General features: G+C 67.3%; 21 protein-coding genes. 9 read left to right on the top strand and 12 right to left on the bottom strand.

Annotation, left to right across the window (positions count from 1 at the left end):
- Positions 1-4: 4 nt before the first annotated feature.
- From BKA16_RS01460 to BKA16_RS01445, 4 genes are all read right to left on the bottom strand, one after another.
- Positions 5-724 (bottom strand): hypothetical protein, encoded by a 720-nt coding sequence (locus tag BKA16_RS01460; RefSeq protein ID WP_183368898.1) that lies wholly within the window; start codon positions 722-724, stop codon positions 5-7.
- Positions 725-775: 51 nt separating this feature from the next.
- Entirely contained in the window at positions 776-1,186 is a 411-nt protein-coding gene (locus BKA16_RS01455) for a helix-turn-helix domain-containing protein (RefSeq protein WP_183368897.1), read from the bottom strand.
- A gap of 544 nt (positions 1,187-1,730) precedes the next feature.
- The gene (acuI, locus tag BKA16_RS01450) at positions 1,731-2,726 is read right to left on the bottom strand and encodes an acrylyl-CoA reductase (NADPH) (RefSeq protein WP_183368896.1); all 996 of its coding nucleotides are present in this window, start codon (positions 2,724-2,726) and stop codon (positions 1,731-1,733) included.
- A gap of 86 nt (positions 2,727-2,812) precedes the next feature.
- The gene (locus tag BKA16_RS01445; RefSeq protein ID WP_183368895.1) at positions 2,813-3,745 is read right to left on the bottom strand and encodes a helix-turn-helix domain-containing protein; all 933 of its coding nucleotides are present in this window, start codon (positions 3,743-3,745) and stop codon (positions 2,813-2,815) included.
- Positions 3,746-3,846: 101 nt separating this feature from the next.
- Between BKA16_RS01445 and BKA16_RS01440 the strand changes: the two genes are divergently transcribed.
- Positions 3,847-5,118: a multidrug effflux MFS transporter gene (locus BKA16_RS01440; protein ID WP_183368894.1), complete on the top strand. Its 1,272-nt coding sequence runs from the start codon at positions 3,847-3,849 to the stop codon at positions 5,116-5,118.
- Between the two features lie 47 nt (positions 5,119-5,165).
- Here the strand turns inward: BKA16_RS01440 and BKA16_RS01435 are convergent, their stop codons facing one another.
- From BKA16_RS01435 to BKA16_RS01425, 3 genes are all read right to left on the bottom strand, one after another.
- Positions 5,166-5,891: a mycothiol-dependent nitroreductase Rv2466c family protein gene (locus BKA16_RS01435; RefSeq protein WP_183368893.1), complete on the bottom strand. Its 726-nt coding sequence runs from the start codon at positions 5,889-5,891 to the stop codon at positions 5,166-5,168.
- Positions 5,892-6,038: 147 nt separating this feature from the next.
- Positions 6,039-6,980: a hypothetical protein gene (locus BKA16_RS01430; RefSeq protein ID WP_183368892.1), complete on the bottom strand. Its 942-nt coding sequence runs from the start codon at positions 6,978-6,980 to the stop codon at positions 6,039-6,041.
- A 111-nt stretch (positions 6,981-7,091) separates the two neighbouring features.
- On the bottom strand, positions 7,092-7,868 hold the full coding sequence (locus BKA16_RS01425) for an alpha/beta fold hydrolase (RefSeq protein WP_183368891.1): 777 nt from the start codon (positions 7,866-7,868) through the stop codon (positions 7,092-7,094).
- A gap of 271 nt (positions 7,869-8,139) precedes the next feature.
- On the opposite strand from BKA16_RS01425, the gene BKA16_RS01420 reads away from it, so the two are divergent.
- A complete protein-coding gene (locus BKA16_RS01420) occupies positions 8,140-8,871 on the top strand; it encodes an Abi-alpha family protein (RefSeq protein ID WP_343067236.1) in 732 nt (243 codons plus the stop codon).
- Positions 8,868-10,133, top strand: a complete 1,266-nt coding sequence (locus BKA16_RS01415; RefSeq protein ID WP_183368890.1) for a DUF445 domain-containing protein — start codon at positions 8,868-8,870, stop codon at positions 10,131-10,133. Before BKA16_RS01420 ends, BKA16_RS01415 begins: the two co-directional genes overlap by 4 nt.
- Positions 10,134-10,195: 62 nt before the next feature.
- On the opposite strand, the gene BKA16_RS01410 is transcribed toward BKA16_RS01415, so the two are convergent.
- Positions 10,196-10,972, bottom strand: coding sequence for a lytic transglycosylase domain-containing protein (locus tag BKA16_RS01410; RefSeq protein ID WP_183368889.1), 777 nt, complete (start codon positions 10,970-10,972; stop codon positions 10,196-10,198).
- A gap of 376 nt (positions 10,973-11,348) precedes the next feature.
- Between BKA16_RS01410 and BKA16_RS01405 the strand changes: the two genes are divergently transcribed.
- The gene (locus tag BKA16_RS01405) at positions 11,349-12,032 is read left to right on the top strand and encodes a GntR family transcriptional regulator (protein ID WP_183368888.1); all 684 of its coding nucleotides are present in this window, start codon (positions 11,349-11,351) and stop codon (positions 12,030-12,032) included.
- Positions 12,033-12,144: 112 nt separating this feature from the next.
- On the opposite strand, the gene BKA16_RS01400 is transcribed toward BKA16_RS01405, so the two are convergent.
- The 3 genes from BKA16_RS01400 to BKA16_RS01390 form a co-directional block, all read right to left on the bottom strand.
- Entirely contained in the window at positions 12,145-12,957 is an 813-nt protein-coding gene (locus tag BKA16_RS01400; protein ID WP_183368887.1) for an HpcH/HpaI aldolase/citrate lyase family protein, read from the bottom strand.
- Positions 12,954-13,814 (bottom strand): HTD2 family dehydratase, encoded by an 861-nt coding sequence (locus BKA16_RS01395; protein ID WP_183368886.1) that lies wholly within the window; start codon positions 13,812-13,814, stop codon positions 12,954-12,956. The genes BKA16_RS01400 and BKA16_RS01395 overlap by 4 nt, the downstream gene beginning before the upstream one ends.
- An 86-nt stretch (positions 13,815-13,900) precedes the next feature.
- Positions 13,901-15,112, bottom strand: a complete 1,212-nt coding sequence (locus BKA16_RS01390) for an acyl-CoA dehydrogenase family protein (RefSeq protein ID WP_183368885.1) — start codon at positions 15,110-15,112, stop codon at positions 13,901-13,903.
- A 319-nt stretch (positions 15,113-15,431) separates the two neighbouring features.
- Between BKA16_RS01390 and BKA16_RS01385 the strand changes: the two genes are divergently transcribed.
- The 5 genes from BKA16_RS01385 (at position 15,432) to BKA16_RS01365 (ending at position 20,726) form a co-directional block, all read left to right on the top strand.
- Positions 15,432-16,421 carry an ABC transporter substrate-binding protein gene (locus BKA16_RS01385; RefSeq protein WP_183368884.1) on the top strand — a complete coding sequence of 330 codons (990 nt, stop codon included), beginning with the start codon at positions 15,432-15,434 and terminating at the stop codon, positions 16,419-16,421.
- 2 nt (positions 16,422-16,423) lie between these two features.
- Positions 16,424-17,446 (top strand): ABC transporter permease, encoded by a 1,023-nt coding sequence (locus tag BKA16_RS01380; protein WP_343067234.1) that lies wholly within the window; start codon positions 16,424-16,426, stop codon positions 17,444-17,446.
- Positions 17,433-18,464 (top strand): iron chelate uptake ABC transporter family permease subunit, encoded by a 1,032-nt coding sequence (locus BKA16_RS01375; RefSeq protein WP_183368883.1) that lies wholly within the window; start codon positions 17,433-17,435, stop codon positions 18,462-18,464. Before BKA16_RS01380 ends, BKA16_RS01375 begins: the two co-directional genes overlap by 14 nt.
- A complete protein-coding gene (locus BKA16_RS01370) occupies positions 18,461-19,246 on the top strand; it encodes an ATP-binding cassette domain-containing protein (protein ID WP_183368882.1) in 786 nt (261 codons plus the stop codon). Before BKA16_RS01375 ends, BKA16_RS01370 begins: the two co-directional genes overlap by 4 nt.
- A gap of 241 nt (positions 19,247-19,487) precedes the next feature.
- Positions 19,488-20,726, top strand: a complete 1,239-nt coding sequence (locus tag BKA16_RS01365) for an enoyl-CoA hydratase-related protein (protein WP_183368881.1) — start codon at positions 19,488-19,490, stop codon at positions 20,724-20,726.
- A gap of 28 nt (positions 20,727-20,754) precedes the next feature.
- On the opposite strand, the gene BKA16_RS01360 is transcribed toward BKA16_RS01365, so the two are convergent.
- On the bottom strand, positions 20,755-21,933 hold the full coding sequence (locus BKA16_RS01360; RefSeq protein WP_183368880.1) for a CoA transferase: 1,179 nt from the start codon (positions 21,931-21,933) through the stop codon (positions 20,755-20,757).
- Between the last annotated feature and the right edge of the window lie 28 nt (positions 21,934-21,961).

Below are 21,961 nucleotides of genomic sequence, written 5' to 3'. Positions count from 1 at the left end.
ACGGTCACCGTGGGGAGAGGAATTCGGAACGTGCAGCATTCACTCTCGCACGTCCGGCTCGCGCACCGCGATGCGAGACCACTCCGGCGGCCCCGGCCACCACGATCATTCCGGCGAAGCCGCCGCCCGCTGCGGCGTACTGCGCTGCACCGACGGTCGAGGTCGGCACCGGTAGGGCTTCTGTGCGCGGCGCGGGCGCCGCGGCGGTGTGGGCCGTCGTCGGCGGAACGGCCGTCGTCGGGGTGTGCTTCGGCTTCGGCTTCGGTGACGGCGATGTCGTCGGTGCGGTAGCGGTCGGCGCCTTCGCGGCGGTGCGCGGAGTGCGAGGAGCGGTCTTCGGACCCGGCACGGTGATCGGCGGGTTGTCCGCCGACCGGTTCTCGTCGTGGTCGGAGCCGATGTCGCCCAGGTCCTGGTACACGGTTCCCGGGTCCCGGCCGTCGTCGGAACCGGAGTCGGTCGACGGCGGCGCCGTGGTCGGCGGCTTCGGGACTGTCGGCCTCGGGACCGGTACCGACGACGACGGCTCGTCGGGGGTCGTCGTCGGGACGGTCGGTGTGACGACGACTCCGTCGTCGTTCCCGTCGTCGTTCCCGCAGCTGTGATGATTGCAGTGATGGTGCCACGGATGCGCCGCGGCGAGCGCGGGCGCGACGCCGAGCAGACCGAGCGTCAGCGCGGCGACGCCCAGGGGCCGTGCCGCGCGTGCGAGCAGTGTGTGCATCACAGTCTCCAAAACGGGTGCCGACCCGAACGCGACGGATCGGCCCGAACGTCAGTCGAGCGGGATCTCGGGCAGTCCTTCGCCGCGGCGCAACTTCTCGGCCATCGCGGCGAGCATGTCCTGGGACTCCTCGGAGAGGTCGAACGCTCGACTCGAAAGACGGCGCAGGCTGCGGCCGCGCAGCTGGGAGAGGAGTTCGAGATCGTGGTCGATCTTGGCGGCGTACACGTCGTCGTAGAAGTAGTCGGGCTTGACCTTGAAGAAGCGCGCCAACGCCGTGACGGTCTCGTGCGAGGGGTTGGTTCGATGCCCGTTCCGCAGTTGGGACAGGTACGGCTTGGAGATCTTGTGCCCGGTGGCCGACACCGCGTCCGCCACCTCGGCGTTGGTGTGAGGCTTGCGCCCCGGCGGGTGGACCGTGTCGAACAGTTTGTTCAATCGCCGGGCGAATCCGTCGTCCATTGTGCCTTCCCCCTCGAATGCGACGCCGAGCCGTCTCGGGTGTCGCTCCTGAGCGCGCGTCGCCGTAGGAGTACGGGCGCGCGGACCCTTCATGCATGTTCCGCTACATACTAGCAATCAGTTGCGGTTGGGCGAAATATCCGTTTGTTACGCGAGATTCTTTTTGTGTAACAATTGCCCGTGACGAGCCGGTTCATCGCTCCTACTGGCGAGTAGTCTGTCGGGCTCGGTGAATATTACTTACGGGTAGCAACAGTCCTCTGTTTGCTGTAAGGTAACTGCTGTGCTCATCGGGGAAGGGCGCACGCGGACGGCGTTCGGCGGAGGGACCGGCCGGGCGGGAAACGCCTGGTAGGTGTCGACGTCGTCCAACGGCGAAACGCTTCGCGGAGCGTGAGAAGAAGCCGTCGGCGGCGGGTGGCTCCAGGGGGGAGCATCCGCCGCCGACGGCTTCTTCTCGTCTGCGACGTGGTCTGGTCTGGGTTTCGTCCGGTCTGCGGAGCGGCGTCTCGTCGTCGACGGTCGTGCCGATCGTCCTCCGGTGTCAGGCCCCGAGCGGCACCACGATCCGTCCGCGCACCCGCCCGGCGATCATCTCGTCGGCCAGGCGCGCACAGTCGTCGAGGGTGGCCGTCGTCGTGACCGGCTCGAGAACCGCGGGGTCGAGATCGCGGGCCAGTCGGCGCCAGGCCTCGCGGCGCTCGTCGACGGGGCACATGACGCTGTCGACGCCGGCGAGAGTGACTCCGCGGAGGATGAACGGCGCGACGGTCGCCGGGAAGTCCATGCCTCCGGCGAGTCCGCACGCGGCGACGGTTCCGCGGTACTTGACTCCCGCGCACACGTTGGCCAGGACCTGACCGCCGACCACGTCGACCGCGCCCGCCCACTGCTCCTTGGCCAGTGGTCTGCCCGGTTCGGTGAAGTCGGTGCGCGGCAGAACGCGTGCGGCGCCGAGACCGGTCAGGTAGTCGGCCTCTTCGTGGCGGCCGGTCACGGCCGCGACCCGGTAGCCGAGTCCGGACAGGAGGGCGACGGCGATACTGCCCACCCCGCCCGCCGCGCCGGTCACCAGGACCTCGCCGGAGTCGGGCGCCACGCCGTGACGTTCGAGCGCCATGACGCACAGCATCGCGGTGTAGCCCGCGGTTCCGATGCCCATGGCCTGTTCGAAGGTGAACGCCGATTCGAGCGGGATCAACCAGTTCCCGTCCAGCCGTGCGTATTCGGCGAGGCCGCCCCAGTGCTTCTCGCCGACGCCCCAGCCGTTGAGGACCACGCGGTCGCCCGGTGCGAAGTCGGCGTTGCTCGACTCGACGACGGTGCCCGCCAGATCGATGCCGGGCACCATCGGGAACGATCGGACGACCGGACTCGCCCCGGTGATCGCCAGGGCGTCCTTGTAGTTGAGCGTCGATGCGGCCACCTCGACGGTCACGTCCCCGTCGGGGAGCTGATCCGACGACACGGCGGCGACCTGGGCGGACTGCTTCTTCTCGTCGTCACGGTCGATGATCAGGGCGCGGAACTGTTCTTTCATGGCTGCCTTTCGTCGCCAGGACTACTCACAGCATAGGAGAGCGCACACCGTGTGTGGAGATTCGGACCGTCGTCGGCCGCGCGGATTCAGGGTTCGTTTCGCGTCTCGCGCGGTGCGACCGAGGCCTCGCCTCGTCCGCGAAGATCGGTGTGCAGCGCCGCTCCGTGGACGTCGGCTCCCCATGAGGCGAGCAGGCCGAGTCGTTCGGCCGACTCGGATCCGGGCTCCGCGGTGTAGATCAGAAGTGTGAGCCCGGGATCGGCGGTGACAGCGAGTTCCTCGTAGGCGAGGGTGAGTTCGCCGACGACGGGATGATGGAATCGCTTCGTACCCGCGCCGTGCGTGCGCACGTTGTGCGCGCCCCACAGGGTCCGGAACGTGTCGCTGCGGGTGGACAGTTCGCCGACGAGGTCCTGAAGTGCGCGGTTGTGGGGGTCCCGACCGGCGGCGGCCCGCATGTTGGCGACGCACATCTGTGCGAACAGGTCCCAGTCGGGGTAGAACTCCCGTGACGCCGGATCGAGGAACTGAAATCTCGCGAGGTTGGGGACACGCCCGCCGTCGCCGATCACGGGTGCGTAGAACGCCTTTCCGAGGGCGTTGGTGGCCAGGACGTCGAGCTGGGCGTTGCCGATGTAGGCCGGACCCGCGGTGATCGCTTCGATCGTCCATTGCAGGGTCGGGCGGTTCGCGTGCGCGGTCTCGGCGCGTCGACGTCGACGGCCGGAGGTCGGGATGCCGTCGGCGGCACGGGCGAGGTCGAGCAGATGTGCGCGTTCGGTGTCGTCGAGTTGCAGGGCGTTGCTGATCGCCTCCAGAACCGACGCCGAGGCACCCGAGATCGCGCCGCGCTCGAGTCGGCCGTAGTACTCGACGCTGACGTCGGCGAGCATGGCGACTTCGGAGCGACGCAGTCCCTGGACGCGGCGGTTGGTCCCCGCGGGGATGCCCGCCTGCTCGGGGCTGATCTTCGCGCGCCTCGACATGAGGAACTCGCGCACCTCTGCTCGGTTGTCCATGCCTCGAAACTACGGAACCGGCGATGTGTTCGGGATGCCTTGCGAGTGCACCCCTCGACAGGGTGTTCCTCGCCGTTCGGCCCAGCTCTCTACTGGTTGTCATGACGTATTCTGTCGGCACGGCTCACGAACGGCGACGCGAGTCGACTCGGCTCGGTGTGCTGTTGATGACGCTGACCGTGTTCGGGCCCGTCTCGATGGACCTCTATCTCCCCGCGCTTCCGGCGTTGACAGTGGAGCTCGGTGCGGCGACGTCGACGGCGCAGTTGACCGTCACCGCGTGTCTGATCGGGCTCGCGGGCGGCCAGTTGATCGCCGGTCCGCTGTCGGACCGATTCGGACGTCGTCGCCCGCTGCTGATCGGGGTGATCGCGTATGTCGTCGTGTCCGTGCTGTGTGCGGTGAGCCCCACGGTGGAGGTGCTCGTCGCGGCCCGGGCGGTGCAGGGCCTGGCGGGCGGCGTCGGAATCGTGATCGCCCAGGCTGCGGGGCGCGATGTGTACGCGGGCGGCGCGTTGATCCGCTTCTACGGGCGGTTGACCGTGATCGGCGGCCTCGCGGCCGTCATCGGACCCCTGCTCGGCGGTGCGTTGACGACGCTGATGGACTGGCGCGGTCTGTTCCTCGTGCTGGCCGGGATCGGGGTGGCGATCCTGCTGTGGGTCGCCGCCGGATTCGGGGAGACCCTGCCCGTCGAGGGCCGTACCTCGGGCGGCTTCGCCCGGGTCGCCGCCGACATGCGCGTCTTGTTCGGCGACCGGGGATTCGTCGGCGCGGTCTTCGTGCAGGGGCTGGTCAACGCGGCGTTGTTCGCGTACTTGAGCGGAGCGACGTACGTCCTGCAGGGGGTGTACGGGCTGTCCCCGTTCCAGTACGCGCTCGCGTTCGGCCTGAACTCCGCGGGTTTCGCACTCTGCGGCTATCTCGCCGGGCTCGGCAGCGAACGGTGGAGCATTCCGGGGACGCTGATCGTCGGTGTCGCGATGGCGGGTGCGGGCGGTCTCGGGCTGCTCACCGCCGGACTCGTGCACGTGCCGTTGGCCGTCGTCCTCGTCTCGCTGGTGCTGCTGGTCGGCGGTACCGCGGTCACGACGCCGCCGTCGACGACGATCGCGTTGGCCGACTATCCGCAGTTCGCCGGCACTGCGTCGTCGATCCTCGGTGCTGCGCGATTCGCGTTCGGCGGGATCGTCGCACCGCTCGTGGGCGTCGCGGGATCGCTGAGCATTCTGCCGCTCGGCGTCGTCACCACCGGATCGGTCGTACTCGCCGCGATCGTCGGCATCGTGTTCCTCGTCGCCCGCCGGTCCGGTTCATCGAACTCTGTCGGGACCATCACTGACGGAGAGATCTCATGCGTGGAGCAGTCGTGAGCGCGGGCAGGCTCCGGCGGTCGCTGGACAGGAATCATCGCGACCACCTACTCGTCGGTGCGACGGCTCCCGGCGTGCCAGTCCTCGGCGACGCCGACCTGATCGTCGGCGACACCGAACGCGACGAGCTGGGGCTTCTCTCGCAGGCTCCGTTTCAATTCGGCGAATCCGGGGAATGAGGCTAGCCCGATGACGTGGTCCCACAGACGGGTCGCGTCCTCGTCGCTCGGCAGCCGGCTGATCACCGGGCCGAAGAATGCGACGCCCTCGGGTGGCTGGAACTGGATGATCGGGGTGCCGACGTCGCGGCCGGTCAACGCCAGTGCTTCGTCGGTCTCGGCCTGGATCAGCGTGTCCAGGCTCGTATCGTCGAGGGCGTCGACGTGATGCGACGGCAGTCCGAGGTCGGTCAGGATCGGGTCGAGGAAGTCGGCGGTGCCGCGCAGGTCGGTGTCGTCGACGAGGTAGCTGCCGGTGTGGGAGTCGAAGATCGCATGGCCGAGCGCAGTGTACAGCGGACCGATCGGTTCGGGGCCGTGCTCGCCTCTGATGCTCGCCGCGGCCCGGAGCAGGCGAAGTCCCGCGGTGTGCCCGGCCTCGTACTCGGGCGGGAAGTGTGCGTCGTAGTCGACGTGGGCGTTGAGCAGTCGCAGCGAGATGAACCGCCAATCGACCGTGTAGTCGCGCTGGGCCTGTACGGTGCGGATCCACTTGCTGGTCATCCACGCGAACGGGCAGACGGGATCGAAGTAGAACGCGATGTCGGGGGCCATGGGATCGAAGATAGCCGGTGAATGCTCCCCGACGCGGGTAGCGCTGGTCTTCGTCCCGGGGAGCGGACATTGGTCAGGGGCGACGGCGCGTGACTCACATCGGATCGTGAAGAACTTCGCGAAGCGCGCGGCGAACGCGTCGACGTTTCACTCGGCCAGCCGATTCAGGATCTCTGTCAGTTCCACACTCGGTCGGATCGTGACGCCGCTGTGGTCGTCGTTCATGCCGCCGATGCAGGTGATGAAGTCGCGGTACCAGTGGAAGACATTGGGGGAGACCGCGTATGTCGATTCGACGTACATGCTCGCCCCGACAGTGGCGAGGGTGCCGATCGCGGTGACGGCGTCGAGATCGTCGATCACGTGGAACAGCACCGAGGATCGCTCGGGGACGACGAACACGGCGCCGTTCGGAGCGTCGCGGTCGACGGTCCGTGCGAGCAGTGCGGCCATGTTCAGCACCTTGGACCCGATGAACAGGGAGTCGCCCGTGACACCGACGAGCCCGCCGTCGATGTGCTCGACGGTGGCGATCGGCTCGGCGTCGGTGTTCGCCTGTCCGCTTCGGAACAGGCCGTCCAGATCGGGGAACGCGGCGGCCGTCGCACTCGACACGTAACTGACGGTCTCCGGGAAGTCGACGCACAGCACCGCCCAGAGTCCGTCGGCGACTGGACGTGCGTAGCCGGACAGATCGATGCCGCCGATCTCCAGGCTGTCCGTCGGCAGGACCCGCGTGCGGACTTGTGTGCGGAGTTGTTCAGCGGTGAGATCGTCGATCTTCGGGAGCGCTGCCGACCGGGCGGCACTGCCGTAGTGAGCAGTGATGTACGGAAGCCATTCCTCACGTGGAAGGCGCGCGCATGTGGTGACGACGTTGTCCAGTGTGATGCGGTAGCCGTCCGAGGCCGTGAACGTCGCACCGTCGGCGTCGAGTACGGCTTCGACGCCGTTCTCGGCGAGGACTCGGCGTGCGGTCTCGCGAATCCAGTCGGCGTCAGGAGCAGCGAGTTGCTCGAACACGGCGTCGCGCTGCGATTCGACCTTCTGCGGTGCGGAGGCGGCCGACCTGCGGCGGAAGAAGCCCATGGGGTCGAGGGTAACGGCGATCGTCGGAGGTGTTCTGTTACCCGAATCGGGTAACAGAACACCTCCATCTGTCGAAGGCCGTCCGATTGTTCCGCGTCACGGCCTGAACCCTCACACCGTCAAGAACTCCATCACCATGCCGCTCGCTTCGTCGCGGCACTCGTCGAAATAGCCGTGGCGGGCGCCGTCGAAGGTGTGGACTCTCGCGTCCGGGATGCGGTCGGCGATGATCTGCGCGTTCACCACGGGTGCGAACCGGTCGTCGGTGCCGTGCAACACGAGCGTCGGCGCGGTGACCTCCGGAAGGCGGTCCCACGCGTCGTGGTTGTTGCTCGCGGCGAGGTGGCCGTGGCGGGCGCGGGCGGACATCGTCGGGTCGCCGAGCGTCTTGTACGGTCCGGGGTGTGCGGCCCGCCAGGTCGGCGTGTACATCTCCTCCTCGAGGGCCGCCTCACGATCATGGCCGGCGAGCAGGTGACGGATCTCGTCGCTGCGTTCGACGGCGTGGCGACCGCCCGGCGTCGTGCAGCCGAGCACGAGACGTTTGACGCGATCGGGCGCGAACACGGCGACCCACTGGGCCGTGCGGCCTCCCATCGACGTGCCGTAGACGTGGAAGTTCTCGATCGCGAGCGAATCCATCACGGCCAGAGCGTCTTCGGCGAACAGCCGGGTGCTGTATTCGGCCGACTCCTCGCTGTCGCCGGTGCCTCGGTAGTCGAAGGTGACCGTCGTGAAGTCGCCCGCGAAGTCGTTGCGGACCCGGTCCCACCAGTGATGATCATTGGCCTGCCCGGGCAGGAGCAGCAGGGCCGGGCCGTGCCCGCGGAGCTGGACCGCGAGGCGGGTGTGATCGTCGGTGACGGTGGTCTGGCTGTACTGGATCATGGCCGTGCGCCTCCGGTCGTCGACTTCCCTCGCCGTCTGCGATTGTAGTGGCGTCGGCGGCGGGTCGGACCGGGCTACGCCGTGCGACCGTCCGCGGTCACGGCTCGTCGTCACCGTGATCTCAATGGTGATCCCGGGTCTGGCGCAGTCGAGGTCGCTACCGGTGCCGTCGTGATAATCTCCGCCGAGGAGCAGGGTGTGAGGAGTCCGTGGTGGTTGTCGAGAGTGCCGTTTCGGCCTGTGTACACGTTGTCGGACAGGCGGTCTGATCGTGTTCGGGTTGGGCGTCGACACCCCGCGTTCTCTGCTTGAGGGCGCCGTCGCCGCGACGCGGACGGCGCTGAACGTGGCCGCGTGGTCGGAGGAGCAGCTTCTGGCGCTGGCCAACGCCGGGCTGGACTCCCTCGTCGGCAGCGACGCCGCCGACGATCGGCTCGGCGACGACCACCGACAGATCGCCGACGGCGAACCCGACGAGAAGACGGTGGCGCCCGCTCGGCCGGTGCAACCGTCGGCGCGGCATGTCTCGGCGACGATGCATCGGCTCCTCGAACAAGCGGTGAATCAGCGCAGCGACGAGAGCAGGCTGGAACTGCTCAGCCACATCGTCGATCAGCTCGTCGCCGATGAGGCGCGGATCATCGGGGCGTTGTCGGACGGATCGTCGTCGCCGTTGATCAAGGTCGTCGCGTGGCGGCGCGGCGGTTCGCGGTCGGTGGCGTTGGAGAACGTGTCGTTGGTCGGGCGCACCGCCAACCTCGGGCTGCCCGCGATGGTGCCGGCATATGTCAGCCATCTGCTGTCCCTCGGCCTGATCGACATCGGTCCAGAGGATCCCGAACTCAAGACCGACTATGAGATCCTCGCCGCCGAGACGAGCGTGATGGATGCGGTCAAGCGCGCATCGCTCGGTCCGGTCGGCCCGAAGATAGAGAAACGGAGTCTGACGTTGTCTCCGCTCGGCCACGAACTGTGGTCGACGGCGATGCGGGACGAGGCATGACCGCCCACGTCGTGGCGATCCAGTCGTGGAGCGAGATCACCCACGATGTGAGTCTGAACTGGTGGATCTACCTGTCGATGCCGATCATCGCGGCGTTCGTCGGCTGGTTCACCAAGCTGATCGCGTTGCGCATGATCTTCCGTCCGATCGACTTCCGCGGCATCGGCCCGTTCGGGTGGCAGGGTGTGGTGCCGCGCCGCGCGGGCAAGGTCGGTTCCAAGACCATCGAGCTCCTCACCGCAGAACTGCTGCGGCCCGAGGAGATCCTGGACCGGTTCGATGCGCGAGAGGCCATCGCCGCGCTGGAGGGTCCGTTGTCGTCCGCCGTCGACGACATCGCTCGCGAGATCGCCGAACAGGTGCGTCCCGGCCTGTGGGACTCGCTGCCCGAGCGGGCGCGGGCGGCCGTGCAGACCCAGGTCCGCAAAGAGGCCCCCGACATCGTCGAGGGACTTCTCGCCGAGGTCCGGTCGGACATGCCGCGGTACATCGACCTGCAGTACCTGGCCGTCTCCACTCTGGTACGCAACAAGCTGAAGCTCGAGCGGCTCCTCAAGACCGTCACCGCCGACGCGATGGCGTTCGTGCGCCGCAGCGGCATCTACTTCGGCTTCGGAATCGGCGTCGTGCAGATGTTCGCGTGGGCGATCTTCCACAATCCGTGGATCATGCCTGCGTTCGGTTTCGCGGTCGGCTTCCTCAGCGACTACATCGCGTTGAACATGCTCTTCCGGCCGCTGTATCCGACGAAGTTCTTGGGACTGTTCACCTTTCAAGGAGTGCTGCACGCTCAGCGGGAACAAGTCACCCGGGACTACGCCAAGATCCTCGCCGAGGATCTGTTCTCACCGGACAACCTCCTCGAGGCGGTCCTCCGGGGACCGGGTGCCGACAAGATGTTCGCGCTGATCGGCACCCAGGTGCAGCACGCGATCGACGAGCAGACGTCGTCGGTGCGCCCGATCGTCACCGTCGTCGTCGGCACCAAGCGCTATCGGGCCGTCAAAGACAAGGTCGCCGATGCTGTCATCGCGCATCTGCCGGATGCGCTTCCCGAGGTGCGAGATTACGCGGCATCGGTGGTCGATCTGGAGAACACGATCGTGACCAAGATGGCCGACCTCTCGCCCGAAGGCTATGAGTCGATCATGCGGCCCGTCTTCAAAGACGACGAGCCGCTCATGATCGCCATCGGCGCGATCCTCGGCGGACTCGTCGGTGAGCTTCAAGTGCAGATCATGGAGCTCGTCGCCAGGCATTGACGGTGTGTCCCACGTCGGTCGAGCCCCTCGGCTCCGCCCAGGAGAGCCGCTGCCGAGACCCCTCAGTAGCTCCGGGCGAATCCCAGCACGTCGGACACGTAGTCCATCGAGTTGTTGTAGCGCAGGACGGCGGTCACGCGGTCGGCGGCCTTGCGCAGGTCCAGACCTTCGTCGCACAGATAGCGGGCGGTGGTCAGCGCTGCGTCGAAGACGTTCTGCGGATCGGCCTCGCCGTCGCCGTTGCCGTCGGCGGCGTACTGCTTCCAGGTCGCGGGGAGGAACTGCATGGGGCCGACCGCGCGGTCGTAGGTGGAGTCGCCGTCGAGCTTCCCGCCGTCGGTGTCTGCCACGACACGGTTGCCGTCGAGCGACCCGTCGAGAGTCGGGCCGTAGATGGGCGTGCGGAGCGTGCCGTGCCGGTCGGTTGCGCCGAGATCGGCGTGGTGCGACTCGACGCGGCCGATTCCCGCGATCAGCCTCCAGTCGATGTGACAGCGGCGATCGGTGTGCGCCATGGTCTTCTCGGCGTCGCGGTAGGCGGCGAAGTTGATGCGCGGCACGTCGCCCGACGTCACCGACTTCGGCAGCTTCGGTGCGGGTTTCGTCAGCTCGGTCCGGGTCTTCGCGGCGGTCGTCGTCGACGGTGCCGCGGTGTGGGCCGGGGCGGTCTCGGGTGCCGCCGGGGCGGCGACGGTGGAGACGTCCGCGACGTTGACCGGCGCGGGTGCGGCGGTCGTGGTGTCCGTGGTGCCCGATGCGCCGATCAGCGAACCGGCCAGGGGGACGAGGCCTGCGGCGATGAACGCCGCGGTGAGCGTCTGTTTTCGTTTCGGCGACATATTCGGGGACCTGCACTGTTTGGGGGAAGGGGCACGCCTCGACGCTCGTCACTCGGACAGGAGGGGCGTCCGCGGGGGTGTGAGGCTCTCGAGGGCTGCCGACGAACGTACATGAGTACGTCGCCGGGCTGTTATCTCGTCGTTATCAACGGGTCCGATATGTGACGGCGGGCGGCGAGAACGTGCAGGTGACGCGAGTCGTCGGCGGTCGGTGTGAGTTGGGGCACGGTCGGCGGCGATGTCTGGCGGTTGTGGTCTGCGGCGCGAAGCGCCCGAGCCTTCATCGCCCGGACCGGGCCGCTGCGGGCGCGTCCGCCGACGGCGCCGCTCGTCGACCGCCCTCTCGACATCGAAAATATAGACTATTATTCGTCCTATGACGTCTTCGACCGCTCGCCGTGCCCGCCGGTCCCGCCCTCGTTTGAGCGACGATGCGGCGTCCCACGTCCGCGAGCTGATCGTCGCGGGTGCGCTGCGTGCCGGTGAGTACATTCGACCGGAGACCGTCGCCGACGAACTCGGTATATCGGCGACCCCCGCGCGGGAGGGTCTTCTCTCCTTGCAGAGTGAGGGGTTTCTGCGGGTCGAGCCCCGGAAGGGCTTCGTCGTGGTTCCGCTGACCGGTGACGACATCCGGGACGTGTTCGTCGCGCAGTCGTTGCTCGGGGGAGAACTGGCGGCCCGTGCCGCCGAGCGGGTGACCGACGACGATGTTCAGCGGTTGCAGACGATCCAGCGCGAACTCGAAGCGGCGACCGATGCGCACGACTACGACGCCGTCGAGATGCACAATCACGAGTTCCACAGTGTGGTGTACGGGATCGCTGCCGCTCCGAAGCTGTCCTGGATGATCAAAGGGTCGCTCGGCTACGCCCCGCGGAAGTTCTTCGCCTCGGTCGAGGGCTGGCCGCAGGCGTCCGCCCACGACCACCGGGCGATCATCGACAGTCTCCGCGGTCGTGACGCAGCGGCCGCGCGTGCCGCGATGTCGGCGCACATCCGCAATGCGGGTGAGTTGCTCGCCGAGCATCGGCGGGACGATGCCGACACCGATTCGTGACTGGGGCGCATAGGACGTCGGCGGGGTGCGGGCTCGATCCCGCCGGTGATCGTTGTCCGCCCGGCCGGGGAGTGTGAGAACTGCGGGGTGACGGTGCTCCGGCCGTACTGGATCACCGTCGAGCAGTCGCGAGTATGCGCTCTGCGCGCGCCACGACGGGGGCGTCGACCATGTGTCCGTCCACGGCGACGGCGTCGCCGTCGATCCGAGCGGCCGCGACCACTCTGTCGGCCCAGGCGATCTCGTCCTCGGTGGGTGCCAGCGCGGCGTGGACGGGGGCGACCTGGCGGGGGTGGATGCACAGCTTGGCGGGCAGTCCGATGCGGGCCGCGTATGCGACGTCGTCGGTGAGGGCCGCGGGGTCGTTCAGCGCGGTGGTGACGCCGTCGACCGGTGGCGCGACGCCCGCGGTGGCCGAAGCGAGGACGAGCATGGAACGGGTCAGGAGCAACGACTCGCGGTCGGTGGGGTCGACGCCGAGCTCGTTGGCGTAGTCGATGCTGCCGAACGCCAGTCGTGCGACGCCCGGGCGTGAGGCGATGGACGTTGCGGATGCGACACCGGATGCGGTCTCGATGAGAGGGAGCACCGGTGCGCCGGTGCGCGCGTAGACGGCGTTCACGTGCGCGGGGTCGCCGGTCTTGGCGAGCATCACCGGGACGCGAAGATCCGCGGCCATGTCGACGTCGGCGGTGTGCCATCGGGTGTCGACGGCGTTGATTCGCACGATTGCTCTGCCTCCGTTGGCGATCCACTCGGCGGCGGCTTCACGGGCCACGGATTTGCGGTCGGCGGCGACGGCGTCTTCCAGGTCGATGACGACGATGTCGGCACGGATCGCAGCCGCTTTGGGGAAGCGGTCGGGTGCGCTGCCGGGGACGAACAGGAGGGTTCGTGCGGTGCGCAGGTCGTCGAGGCCGATCATCGGAGGGCTCCCGTCGCGGTGACGTGTTCGGTGCCGTCGCCGGAGACGATGCGGAGTGCGACGTCCTCGCCCGCTGGTTCGCCCTCGACGCGGAATCGGTCGCCGAGGAACAACGGTCTGGTCAGTCGGAACTGAAGGCGTCGCAACGGTCTCCCGGATGCGGTGCGCGCCAGGTCGGCGAGGTAGGTCGCCAGCAGTGGTCCGTGCACGACGAGATCGGGGTAGCCCTCGACGCCGGTGGCGTACGGGTGGTCGTAATGGATGCGGTGCGAGTTCGAAGTGAGAGCCGAGTACCGGAACAGTGTCCGTGACGACGGGGCGGGCTCCGTCGACCACGGGGCCGTTCCCGCGGCGAGGGGAGTGTCGTCGCGTGCGGTCCGTGCCCCGGTGTTCGCATCGCTGCGGTAGACGATGTTCTGATCCTCCACGAGACAGAGGTCGTCGTTCTGGAAGTACTGGCTGCGGACGGTGACGAACAGCATGGCGCCGCTGCGTCCGAGTTTGTCGGTGATCCCGGTGATCTCTGAGCGCTTGGTGGTCTCGACGCCCAGGCGCAGGGGCGCGGCGGAGTCGATCGTCGAACCGGCGAACATGCGGCGGCGGTGCGGGATCGGTGGCAGGAAGTGTCCTTCGGCCGGGTGTCCGTCGTCGCCGAGGTCGGCGGTGGCGGGCCAGTCGGGGAAGTAGACCCAGTGCCACGGGATGGGGAGCTCGTCCCCGGCGGTGCGGTGCTCGTCGAGGTCGAGGGCGGCCGCGAGGCGATCGGCCTGGGCGGGGTCGAGGATCGCGGTTTCTAGCAGCGGTTCGGGCGACCACGCTGCGAGGTGCTCGCTCAGGGGGGTGGGGGCGTCGGTCATCGGTCGGCTCCTTCGTGGGTGCCCGGAGTGGTCTGCAGGGTGCCGTCGGCGATCATGGGATTCGCCGGTGGGCGGGAAGCGGAAGGTCAGATGTCGAGGCCGCCGCGTTTGACCAACTGCTTGGCGATCACGTTCTGCTGGATCTCGTTGGTGCCTTCGCCGACGATCATCAGCGGGGCGTCACGGAAGTAGCGTTCGACGTCGTATTCGGTGGAGTAGCCGTAGCCGCCGTGGATGCGGACCGCGTCCAGGGCGATGTCCATCGCGGTCTCGGAGGCGAACAGTTTGGCCATACCGGCCTCCATATCGCAGCGTGCGCCGGTGTCCAAGCGCTGCGCGGCGTCGAGGAGGAGGCTGCGCGCGGCGTACAGCTTGGTGCCCATCTGCGCGAGCATGTTGCCGACCGACTGATGCTTCCAGATCGGCACCCCGAAGCTCTCGCGGTCCTGCGCGTACTGCAGGGCGTCGTCGAATGCGGCGCGAGCCACCCCGGTCGCGCGGGCGGCGACCTGCATGCGGCCGACCTCGAGGCCCTTCATCATCTGAGCGAATCCGCGACCCTCCTCACCGCCCAGGAGTGCGTCGGCGGGCACGTGGCAGTCGACGAAGTTGAGTTCGCAGCTCTCGACGCCCTTGTATCCGAGTTTGGGCAGGTCCTTGGAGACGGTGAAACCGGGAACCTTCTCCACCAACAGGATCGAGACGCCCTTGTGTGCGGGCTGCGCGGTCGGGTCGGTCTTGCACAGCAGCGCGATCAGATCGGATTTGCGGGCGTTGCTGATCCAGGTCTTCGACCCGTTGATCGTGTATCCGGACTCGGTGGCCGCAGCGACGGTGCGCATGGCCTGCAGATCGGATCCGCCTCCTGGCTCGGTCAACGCCATCGTGGCCCGGAGCTCGCCGGTGGCCATGCGCGGCAGGTACTTCTGCTTCTGCTCGTCTGTGCCGAACGCCAACAGCAGTTTCGAGACGACGGTGTGCCCTCCCATGGCGCCGGCCAGGCTCATCCAGCCGCGCGCGAGCTCCTCGGTGACCTGGACGTAACACGGCATCGACACGGCGGCGAACCCGTACGGCTCGGGGATCGCGAGTCCATAGATTCCCATCTCCTTCATCTGCTCGATGAGCGCCTCGGGATAGGTGTTCGCGTGTTCCAGATCGTGGACGACGGGCTTGACCTGCTTGTCGACGAACTCGCGGACGGTCTGGACGATGAACTGCTCCTCGGACGACAGCGTGATCACTGACGACTCCCTTCTATGGAATGTTGAAAATATTCTATAGAACAGGATGGGCATTTGTCATCACGTGAGATTGACCACGCGGTCGTGAGTGGAGTCGCCGTCGGGCGGGTGTTCATCGGTGTTCGCCACCGCGCGGTTCCGGTCGAGACCGGTGTCGATTCCTCGAAAGGTGCAGGCGGCGTTGACGTTCCCGACGCTCGCGTGAGATGAGGCGCGCGGGGTGATCGGCGGATGTCGACGGCGTGAACCGTCCGCTCCAGCAGGGTTTCGGGGCGGGCTCGGGGCCGAGGGCCGCGCAGTCTCGGAACTCTGGTTAGATTAGCCTGACCACGCAGATTTTAAGGTTTCCTTACCTACTTTTGGAGGCTTCTTTATGTTTTCGCTCATCAAGCGCGCCGGAGTGGCGGCGGCGCTGGTCACAGCGACCGTCGCGTTCACCGCGTGCTCGACGACCTCATCGGATGACGCATCGTCGTCGGCCGATGGCGAAACGGTGACGATCAGCACCAACCTGGGCGATGTCACAGTCCCGAAGAACCCGACCAAGGTCGTCGTTCTCGACAACACCGCGGCCGAGACCGTGAAGGCGTTCGGGGTCACCCCGGTCGCGATTCCGAAGCAGTTGTTCAGCTCCGATCAACTGGCGGACTGGGCCGACGACGGCGACATCAAGGACGTCGGGACCCACAGCGAACCCAAATTCGATGTCATCGAGGACGTGGAGCCAGACCTCATCATCGGCGGCTATCGGTTCAGCAAGTACAGCGACGAACTGCAGAAGATGGCGGATGCGTCAGGGGGAGCATTCATCGACGTCGCGGCCAGTGACGATGCCGAAGGCGGACGTGTCGCGCAGATGAGTCGACAGACCGAGGCGCTCGGCACGGTCTTCGGCAAGGAAGACCAGGCAGAGGAGATCGTCGCCGACTTCCAGACCAAGCTGGACGCGGCCAAGAGCGCGGCCACCGGTCAGACCGTGTTTCTCGCGAACGTCAACGGCGGCAAGATCGACAACGGCGCCAAGCGCATCAGCCCGCTCACCGAACCGCTCGACGTGCGGGACGTCTTCGCCGGTGAGGCCGGGGACATCCACCAGAACTCGGGCCTGACTCCGGAGGCGATCGCGCAGGCGAACCCCGAGTGGGTGATCGTGATGGACCGTGACGCCGCCGTCGCGACGGCGGGTGAGACGGCGACTCCGGCGAAGGCCGTCATCGATGCGCAGGACGCCTTCGCGAACACCACCTTCAAGAAGTCGAACCAGATCATCTACCTCGACCCGCAGTTCTATGTCCGTGAGGGCATCCAGGGCTACGGCGAGAGCTACCAGCAGATCGCGGGCGCGATGGGCGCCGACAAGTAGCCGTGCCGTCGTCACCCACCGCGGCCCGCACCGGAAGCACGTCCACGACGGCTTCCGGTGCGGGCCGCTACCTTCTTCCCGGGATCGCCGTCCTCTGCGTCGCACTGGTCATCGCGTCGATGTTGGTCGGCGAGTACCACATCACGATCGGAGGCCTGCTGCACGGCGATTCGGAGATGTGGAGGATGTTCTTCATCTCGCGAGTGCCGCGCACCCTTGCACTGATCTTCGCCGGTGTCGCGATGAGCTTCTCGGGCGTCATCATGCAGCGGCTGACCCAGAACCGATTCGTCGAACCGACCACGGCGGGCACGGCGGAGTGGGCGGGACTCGGCATCTTGTTGTGCTTCATGTACATCCCCGGCGCCTCGCCGTTGGTGCGGATGGCCGTGGCGACGACGATGGCATTCCTCGGCACCGTCGTCTTCCTCGCCATCATCAACCGAGTTCGGGCGCGTAAGACGGCGATCGTGCCCTTGGTCGGGCTGATGCTGGGTGCGGTGATCGGTGCGGTCACCACGTACATCGCCATCGAGGGCAACATGCTTCAGGCCGTCGTCGCCTGGCGATCCGGTGGATTCGCCCACATCGTTCGAGGATTCTACGAACCCCTGTGGGCCGTGCTGGTCGTCGCCGTCGCCTGCTACCTGATGGCCAACTACTTCACGATCGCGGGGCTGGGTCGCGATGTCGCGACCAGTCTGGGCCTCGACTACGGGCGGACCGTGGCCATCGGCGTCACCATGGTCGCGTTGGCGTCCGGCGTCACCAGCGTCGTCGTCGGCTTCATCCCGTTCCTCGGGTTGGTCGTGCCCAACGTCGTCAGCATGCTGCGTGGAGACGACGTGCGAAAGAACCTTCCGTGGATCGGCGTCTTCGCCGTGGTGCTGGTCGTGGCGTGCGACCTCATCGGGCGAGTGGTGGTGCGGCCGATGGAGATCCCCACGTCGGTCGTGATGGGTGTCGTCGGTGCGACGGCGTTCCTGGCGATCATCCTCTCAAGGAGGTTCCGTGACAGTCTCTGACGGCGCTTCCGCTCCGGCTGTCGGCGCCGGCCGCACCGGCCGGTTCTCCTGGCGGATGCGGATGGGTGTCGCGATCGCCCTCGCGGCGGCCGCGCTGGTCCTGTTCCTGTTGATTCGGACGGGCGCCGACGATGTGATGCGGTGGGACTTCCGGTTCGGTCCGTCGTTCGATCGGCGATTCCGCACGGCGTCCGCCATCGTGCTCGCCGCCTTCTGCCAGGGCGTCGCGACGGTCTTGTTCCACACCGTGACGCACAACCGGATCCTGACTCCATCGATCATCGGTCTGGACTCGCTGTACGTTCTCATCCAGACCGTCGGTGTCGCGGTCGTCGGCGCACGATTCGTCGACAACTCGGACAGCATCCTGCAGTTCCTACTCCAGACGGCGGGGATGGTCCTGTTCGCGGGCGTCCTGTATCGATGGATGTTCTCCGGCAGGTTCGCCAGTCTGTTCCTGCTGCTCCTCGCCGGCGTCGTGATGGGCCTGGCATTCCGGGCCGTCTCGGAGTTCCTGCAGCGGTTGATCGCGCCGTCCGACTTCGACGCGCTGCAGATCAAGCTGTTCGGCAGGCTCGGGTCGGTCAACACCGAACTGCTTCCGATCGCCGCCGTGATCTGCGCGGTGGTCGGAGTGATCGTCTGGCGCCGCCGTCGGGTGCTCGACGTCCTGCTGCTCGGTCGCGAGCCCGCGACCAGCCTGGGGGTGAACCATCAACGCGAACTGACGATCGCCCTGGTCCTCATCGCGATTCTGGTGTCTGTCTCGACCGCACTGGTCGGACCGCTCACCTTCTTCGGGTTCATCATCGCGACGCTCGCCTACCAGGTCTCCGGCGATTGGCGGCACCGTGCGACGTTGCCGATGAGTGTTCTGATCGGCGTGTTCACCCTCGCCGCGGGTCAGTTCGTGCTGACCAATGTCTTCTATGCGGCCGGGACCCTCACCGTGATCATCGAGTTCTGCGGTGGTGTCGCGTTCCTGGCGATCCTGCTCTTGAGAAAGGGGACCATGTGATCGAGTTCGCCGATCTCACCAAGACCTATACCGAGAACACCGTGCTGGGGCCGGTCAGCGGAGAGTTCTCGTCCGGTGGAGTGACCGCGCTCGTCGGTCCGAACGGAGCGGGCAAATCGACTCTGCTGACGATTCTCGGGCGACTGATCGACGCGACCTCGGGCACCGCGCTGCTCGACGGCAAGGAGATCAGTTCCTACAAGGCGACGCAGATCGCCACCAGGCTGGCGATCCTCCGGCAGGAGAACTCGGTCAACGCGCGGCTGTCGGTGCGCGACCTCGTCGCGTTCGGACGGTTCCCGCACAGCCGCGGGAGACTGTCGTCCGACGACGAGGTGAAGATCGACGACGCCATCGGCTTTCTCGGACTGCACGACCTCGCGGACAGATACCTCGACGAGCTGTCCGGCGGTCAACGCCAACGAGCGTACGTCGCAATGGTGCTCGCTCAGGACACCGACGTCATCCTGCTCGACGAGCCCCTCAACAATCTCGACATGCGCCACCAGGTGCGGATGATGGATCGCCTGCGCGACGCCGCCGACGCACTCGGAAAGACGATCATCGTCGTGGTGCACGATCTCAACTTCGCTGCGGCCTACGCCGACCGCATCGTGGTGCTGCGAGACGGTCGAATCGCCGCGTCGGGTACGCCCGCGGAGATCATGCGTTCGGATCTGCTCACCGAGATCTTCGGGACCACCGTCCGCGTGCACCAGCTCGACGGGGTGCCGGTCGCGGTGTATGCGGGACTGTCGTCGGCGGTCGCTCCGACGGACTGACGGCGCCGCCGACGTCTGTCGAGCACGCCGGTCGGCGCTCCGATCGACGAGGCTGGTGAGTGCGGTCTCATCCGCGCCCGGGGTCCGACCTGACGCAGGTGACGTCGAGTACGCGATCGCCGCATTCATCGGTCGGAGGAGAGGCGCGGCACTTCCCGTGTAATTGAATATAAGTTAAAATCAATTCTATGATGGTCGGAGAATCCGCCCATCACCGTCGAGACGAGGGAAGTGCCGAACGATGAGTGATCAATCGCGTAGTGAGGTTCTCTCCACCTTGTACAGATCGTTGGCAGCCGGTGACGCACAAGCTGTTTCGCGTCTCCTCAGCGACGACTTCGTCGGGCGGACCGCGGCGGGACTGCCCCTGGGTCTCGGCGGGGAGTACCACGGACCGGACGCGATGATCCACGACTTCTGGTGGGCCATCGGTCGTGCGTTCGCGCTGCAGGCCGAACCCACGTCCATGGATCCGATCGATGAGCATCGCGTCGAGGTCTCGGGCTGGTACCGGGGTTCGGCCCGGCGTACCGGACGACGGGTGGACGCCGCGTTCGTCCACACGGTGACCTTCGATGAGAACGGCCGCATATCGGCACTGCGACAGCTGACCGACACCGCGGTGTGGGCTGCCGCCGTCGCGGGTGCGGAGAGGGCCGCGGTCCCGGCGCACCCGGGCTCCGATCTCCAGAGCCTCGAGACGATCGACTATTCGGTCGCGGCGGGCGTCGCGCGGGTGATTCTCAACCGGCCCGAGCAGCGAAACGCGATCGATCTGCGGCTGGCCGGGGAATGGCTGACCGTCGCGCGAGCGATCGCTGCGGACCCCGCCGTGCGTGCGGTGCTCATCGCGGGCAACGGACCGGCGCTCACCGTCGGCGGAGACATCGAGTACTTCACGAGGGCGCCTGCAGGGGGGATCGGAGCGCTCGCCGCGCGGATGACGGACCCGTTCCATGAGGGTTTCCGGATTCTGGAGAGGCTCGACTGCCCTGTCGTCACAGCGGTGCAGGGCTCCGCGGCGGGCGGTGGGCTGGGGTTCGTGTATGCGGCCGATGTCGTGGTGGCAGAACCGGGTGCGATCTTCTGCACCGCGTTCTCGGGTATCGGCCTGTCCGGCGACGGCGGCGGCACGTGGCATCTTCCCCGGATCGTCGGGGAGGCACGGGCCCGGCGCATGTACCTGGAGAACTTGCGCGTCGACGTGCGGACCGCGCAGGACTGGGGCCTGGTCGCCGAGATCGTGCCCGCCGAGGAACTCCGTGACTACGCGCTCGCGAAAGCCGAGAAGCTGGCGACCGGCCCGACCCTCGCGTACGGACGTCAACGACGACTCCTGCGCGAGTCCTGGGGACGGACCTTGTCCGACCAACTGCGCGCAGAATCCGAGGGCATCGTCGACACTGGTGGGACCTACGATGCGCAGCATGCGGTCACGTCGTTCCTCAACAAGGAGCGTCCCGCGTTCGAGGGACGGTGATCTCCTGATCACCGTCCCTCGGGCGCCGCTACTGGAATGCCTCGGTCGATTCGCCCAAGGCTTCGGCCGGACCCACGTGCAGATAGTGGCCGTCGAACCTCGCGGGTGAGGCGGCGGCGAGGTGATTGCCCACCCCGGGTTGATCGAGAGCGGCGAACAGCGGATTCTCCGCGAGGATGCCCTGCGCCACCACATCGTCGAACGTTCGGTACCGCTGCGCGAGCACGGACGACGCTGCGAGTGCTGATTCGACTTCGGCGGTGGTGTGCGTGCCGAACCACGGGGCGAACAGCGCCGACAGAACCTGCCGGTGGAGATAACGGTCGGACTCCTGGCTGAAATCGGCGCCGAGCGCTTCCCCGACCGCGGCCACGGCCGCTGTGGTGCCGGTGAGTTCGGTGAGGTCGCGGAAGTGTCGCGGAGTCAGTGCGACCACCATCACACGGTCGCCGTCCGCCGTGGCGAAATCGGTGCCATACGTGCCGTAGACGTCATTGCCGGTGGATACGCGGCTATGCGCGTTGACCTGAGGCTCGGTGAGATACCCCAGGGTGGAGGCGACGGAGAGGGCGGTGTCTTCCAGCGGCAGTCGGATGGCGCTGCCGTCGCCGGTCTGCTCGCGTCTGCGGACGGCGGCGGTGACGGCCAATGCCGCGTAGAGACCGCATACGACGTCCCAGGCCGGGAGTACGTGATTGACCGGTGCGCTGTGGCCCTCCGGGCCGGTGAGCAGCGGGAAGCCGAGCCCGGCGTTGACCGTGTAGTCGACGGCCGGCCGGCCGTCGCTGCCGCCGAGCAGTTCCAGAGTGATCACGTCGGCGCGCTCGGCGGCCAGCCGCTCATGACTCATCCACTGACGGCCGCCCGAGTTGGTCACGAGGATTCCGCCGCCGGGCCCGGAGTCGAGGATCAGGCGTCGCACCAGCTCTTGACCGGCGTCGCTGCGGAGATCTGCGGTGACCGACCGCTTTCCCTTGTTCAATCCGGTCCAGTAGATCGACGTTCCGACCGGAGCCGCGTTATGGCCGTCGGTGCGCGGCCAGCGGTGCACGTCGGCGGCGCCGCCCACCGGGTCGACGCGGATCACCTCGGCGCCCAGCTGAGCCAGGGTCACCCCGCACAGGGGCGAGGCCACGAAACTCGAGACTTCGACGATGCGGACTCCGTCGAGCGGGCGGCGGTAGTCGTGGGAGGAGTGTGCGGTCATAGTCGAATCCTGTCTCGCGTCGGTCGGT

The sequence above is a fragment of the Gordonia humi genome, assembly GCF_014197435.1.
GTDB lineage: Bacteria > Actinomycetota > Actinomycetes > Mycobacteriales > Mycobacteriaceae > Gordonia > Gordonia humi.
This window is presented reverse-complemented; position numbering and strand designations above follow the sequence as displayed.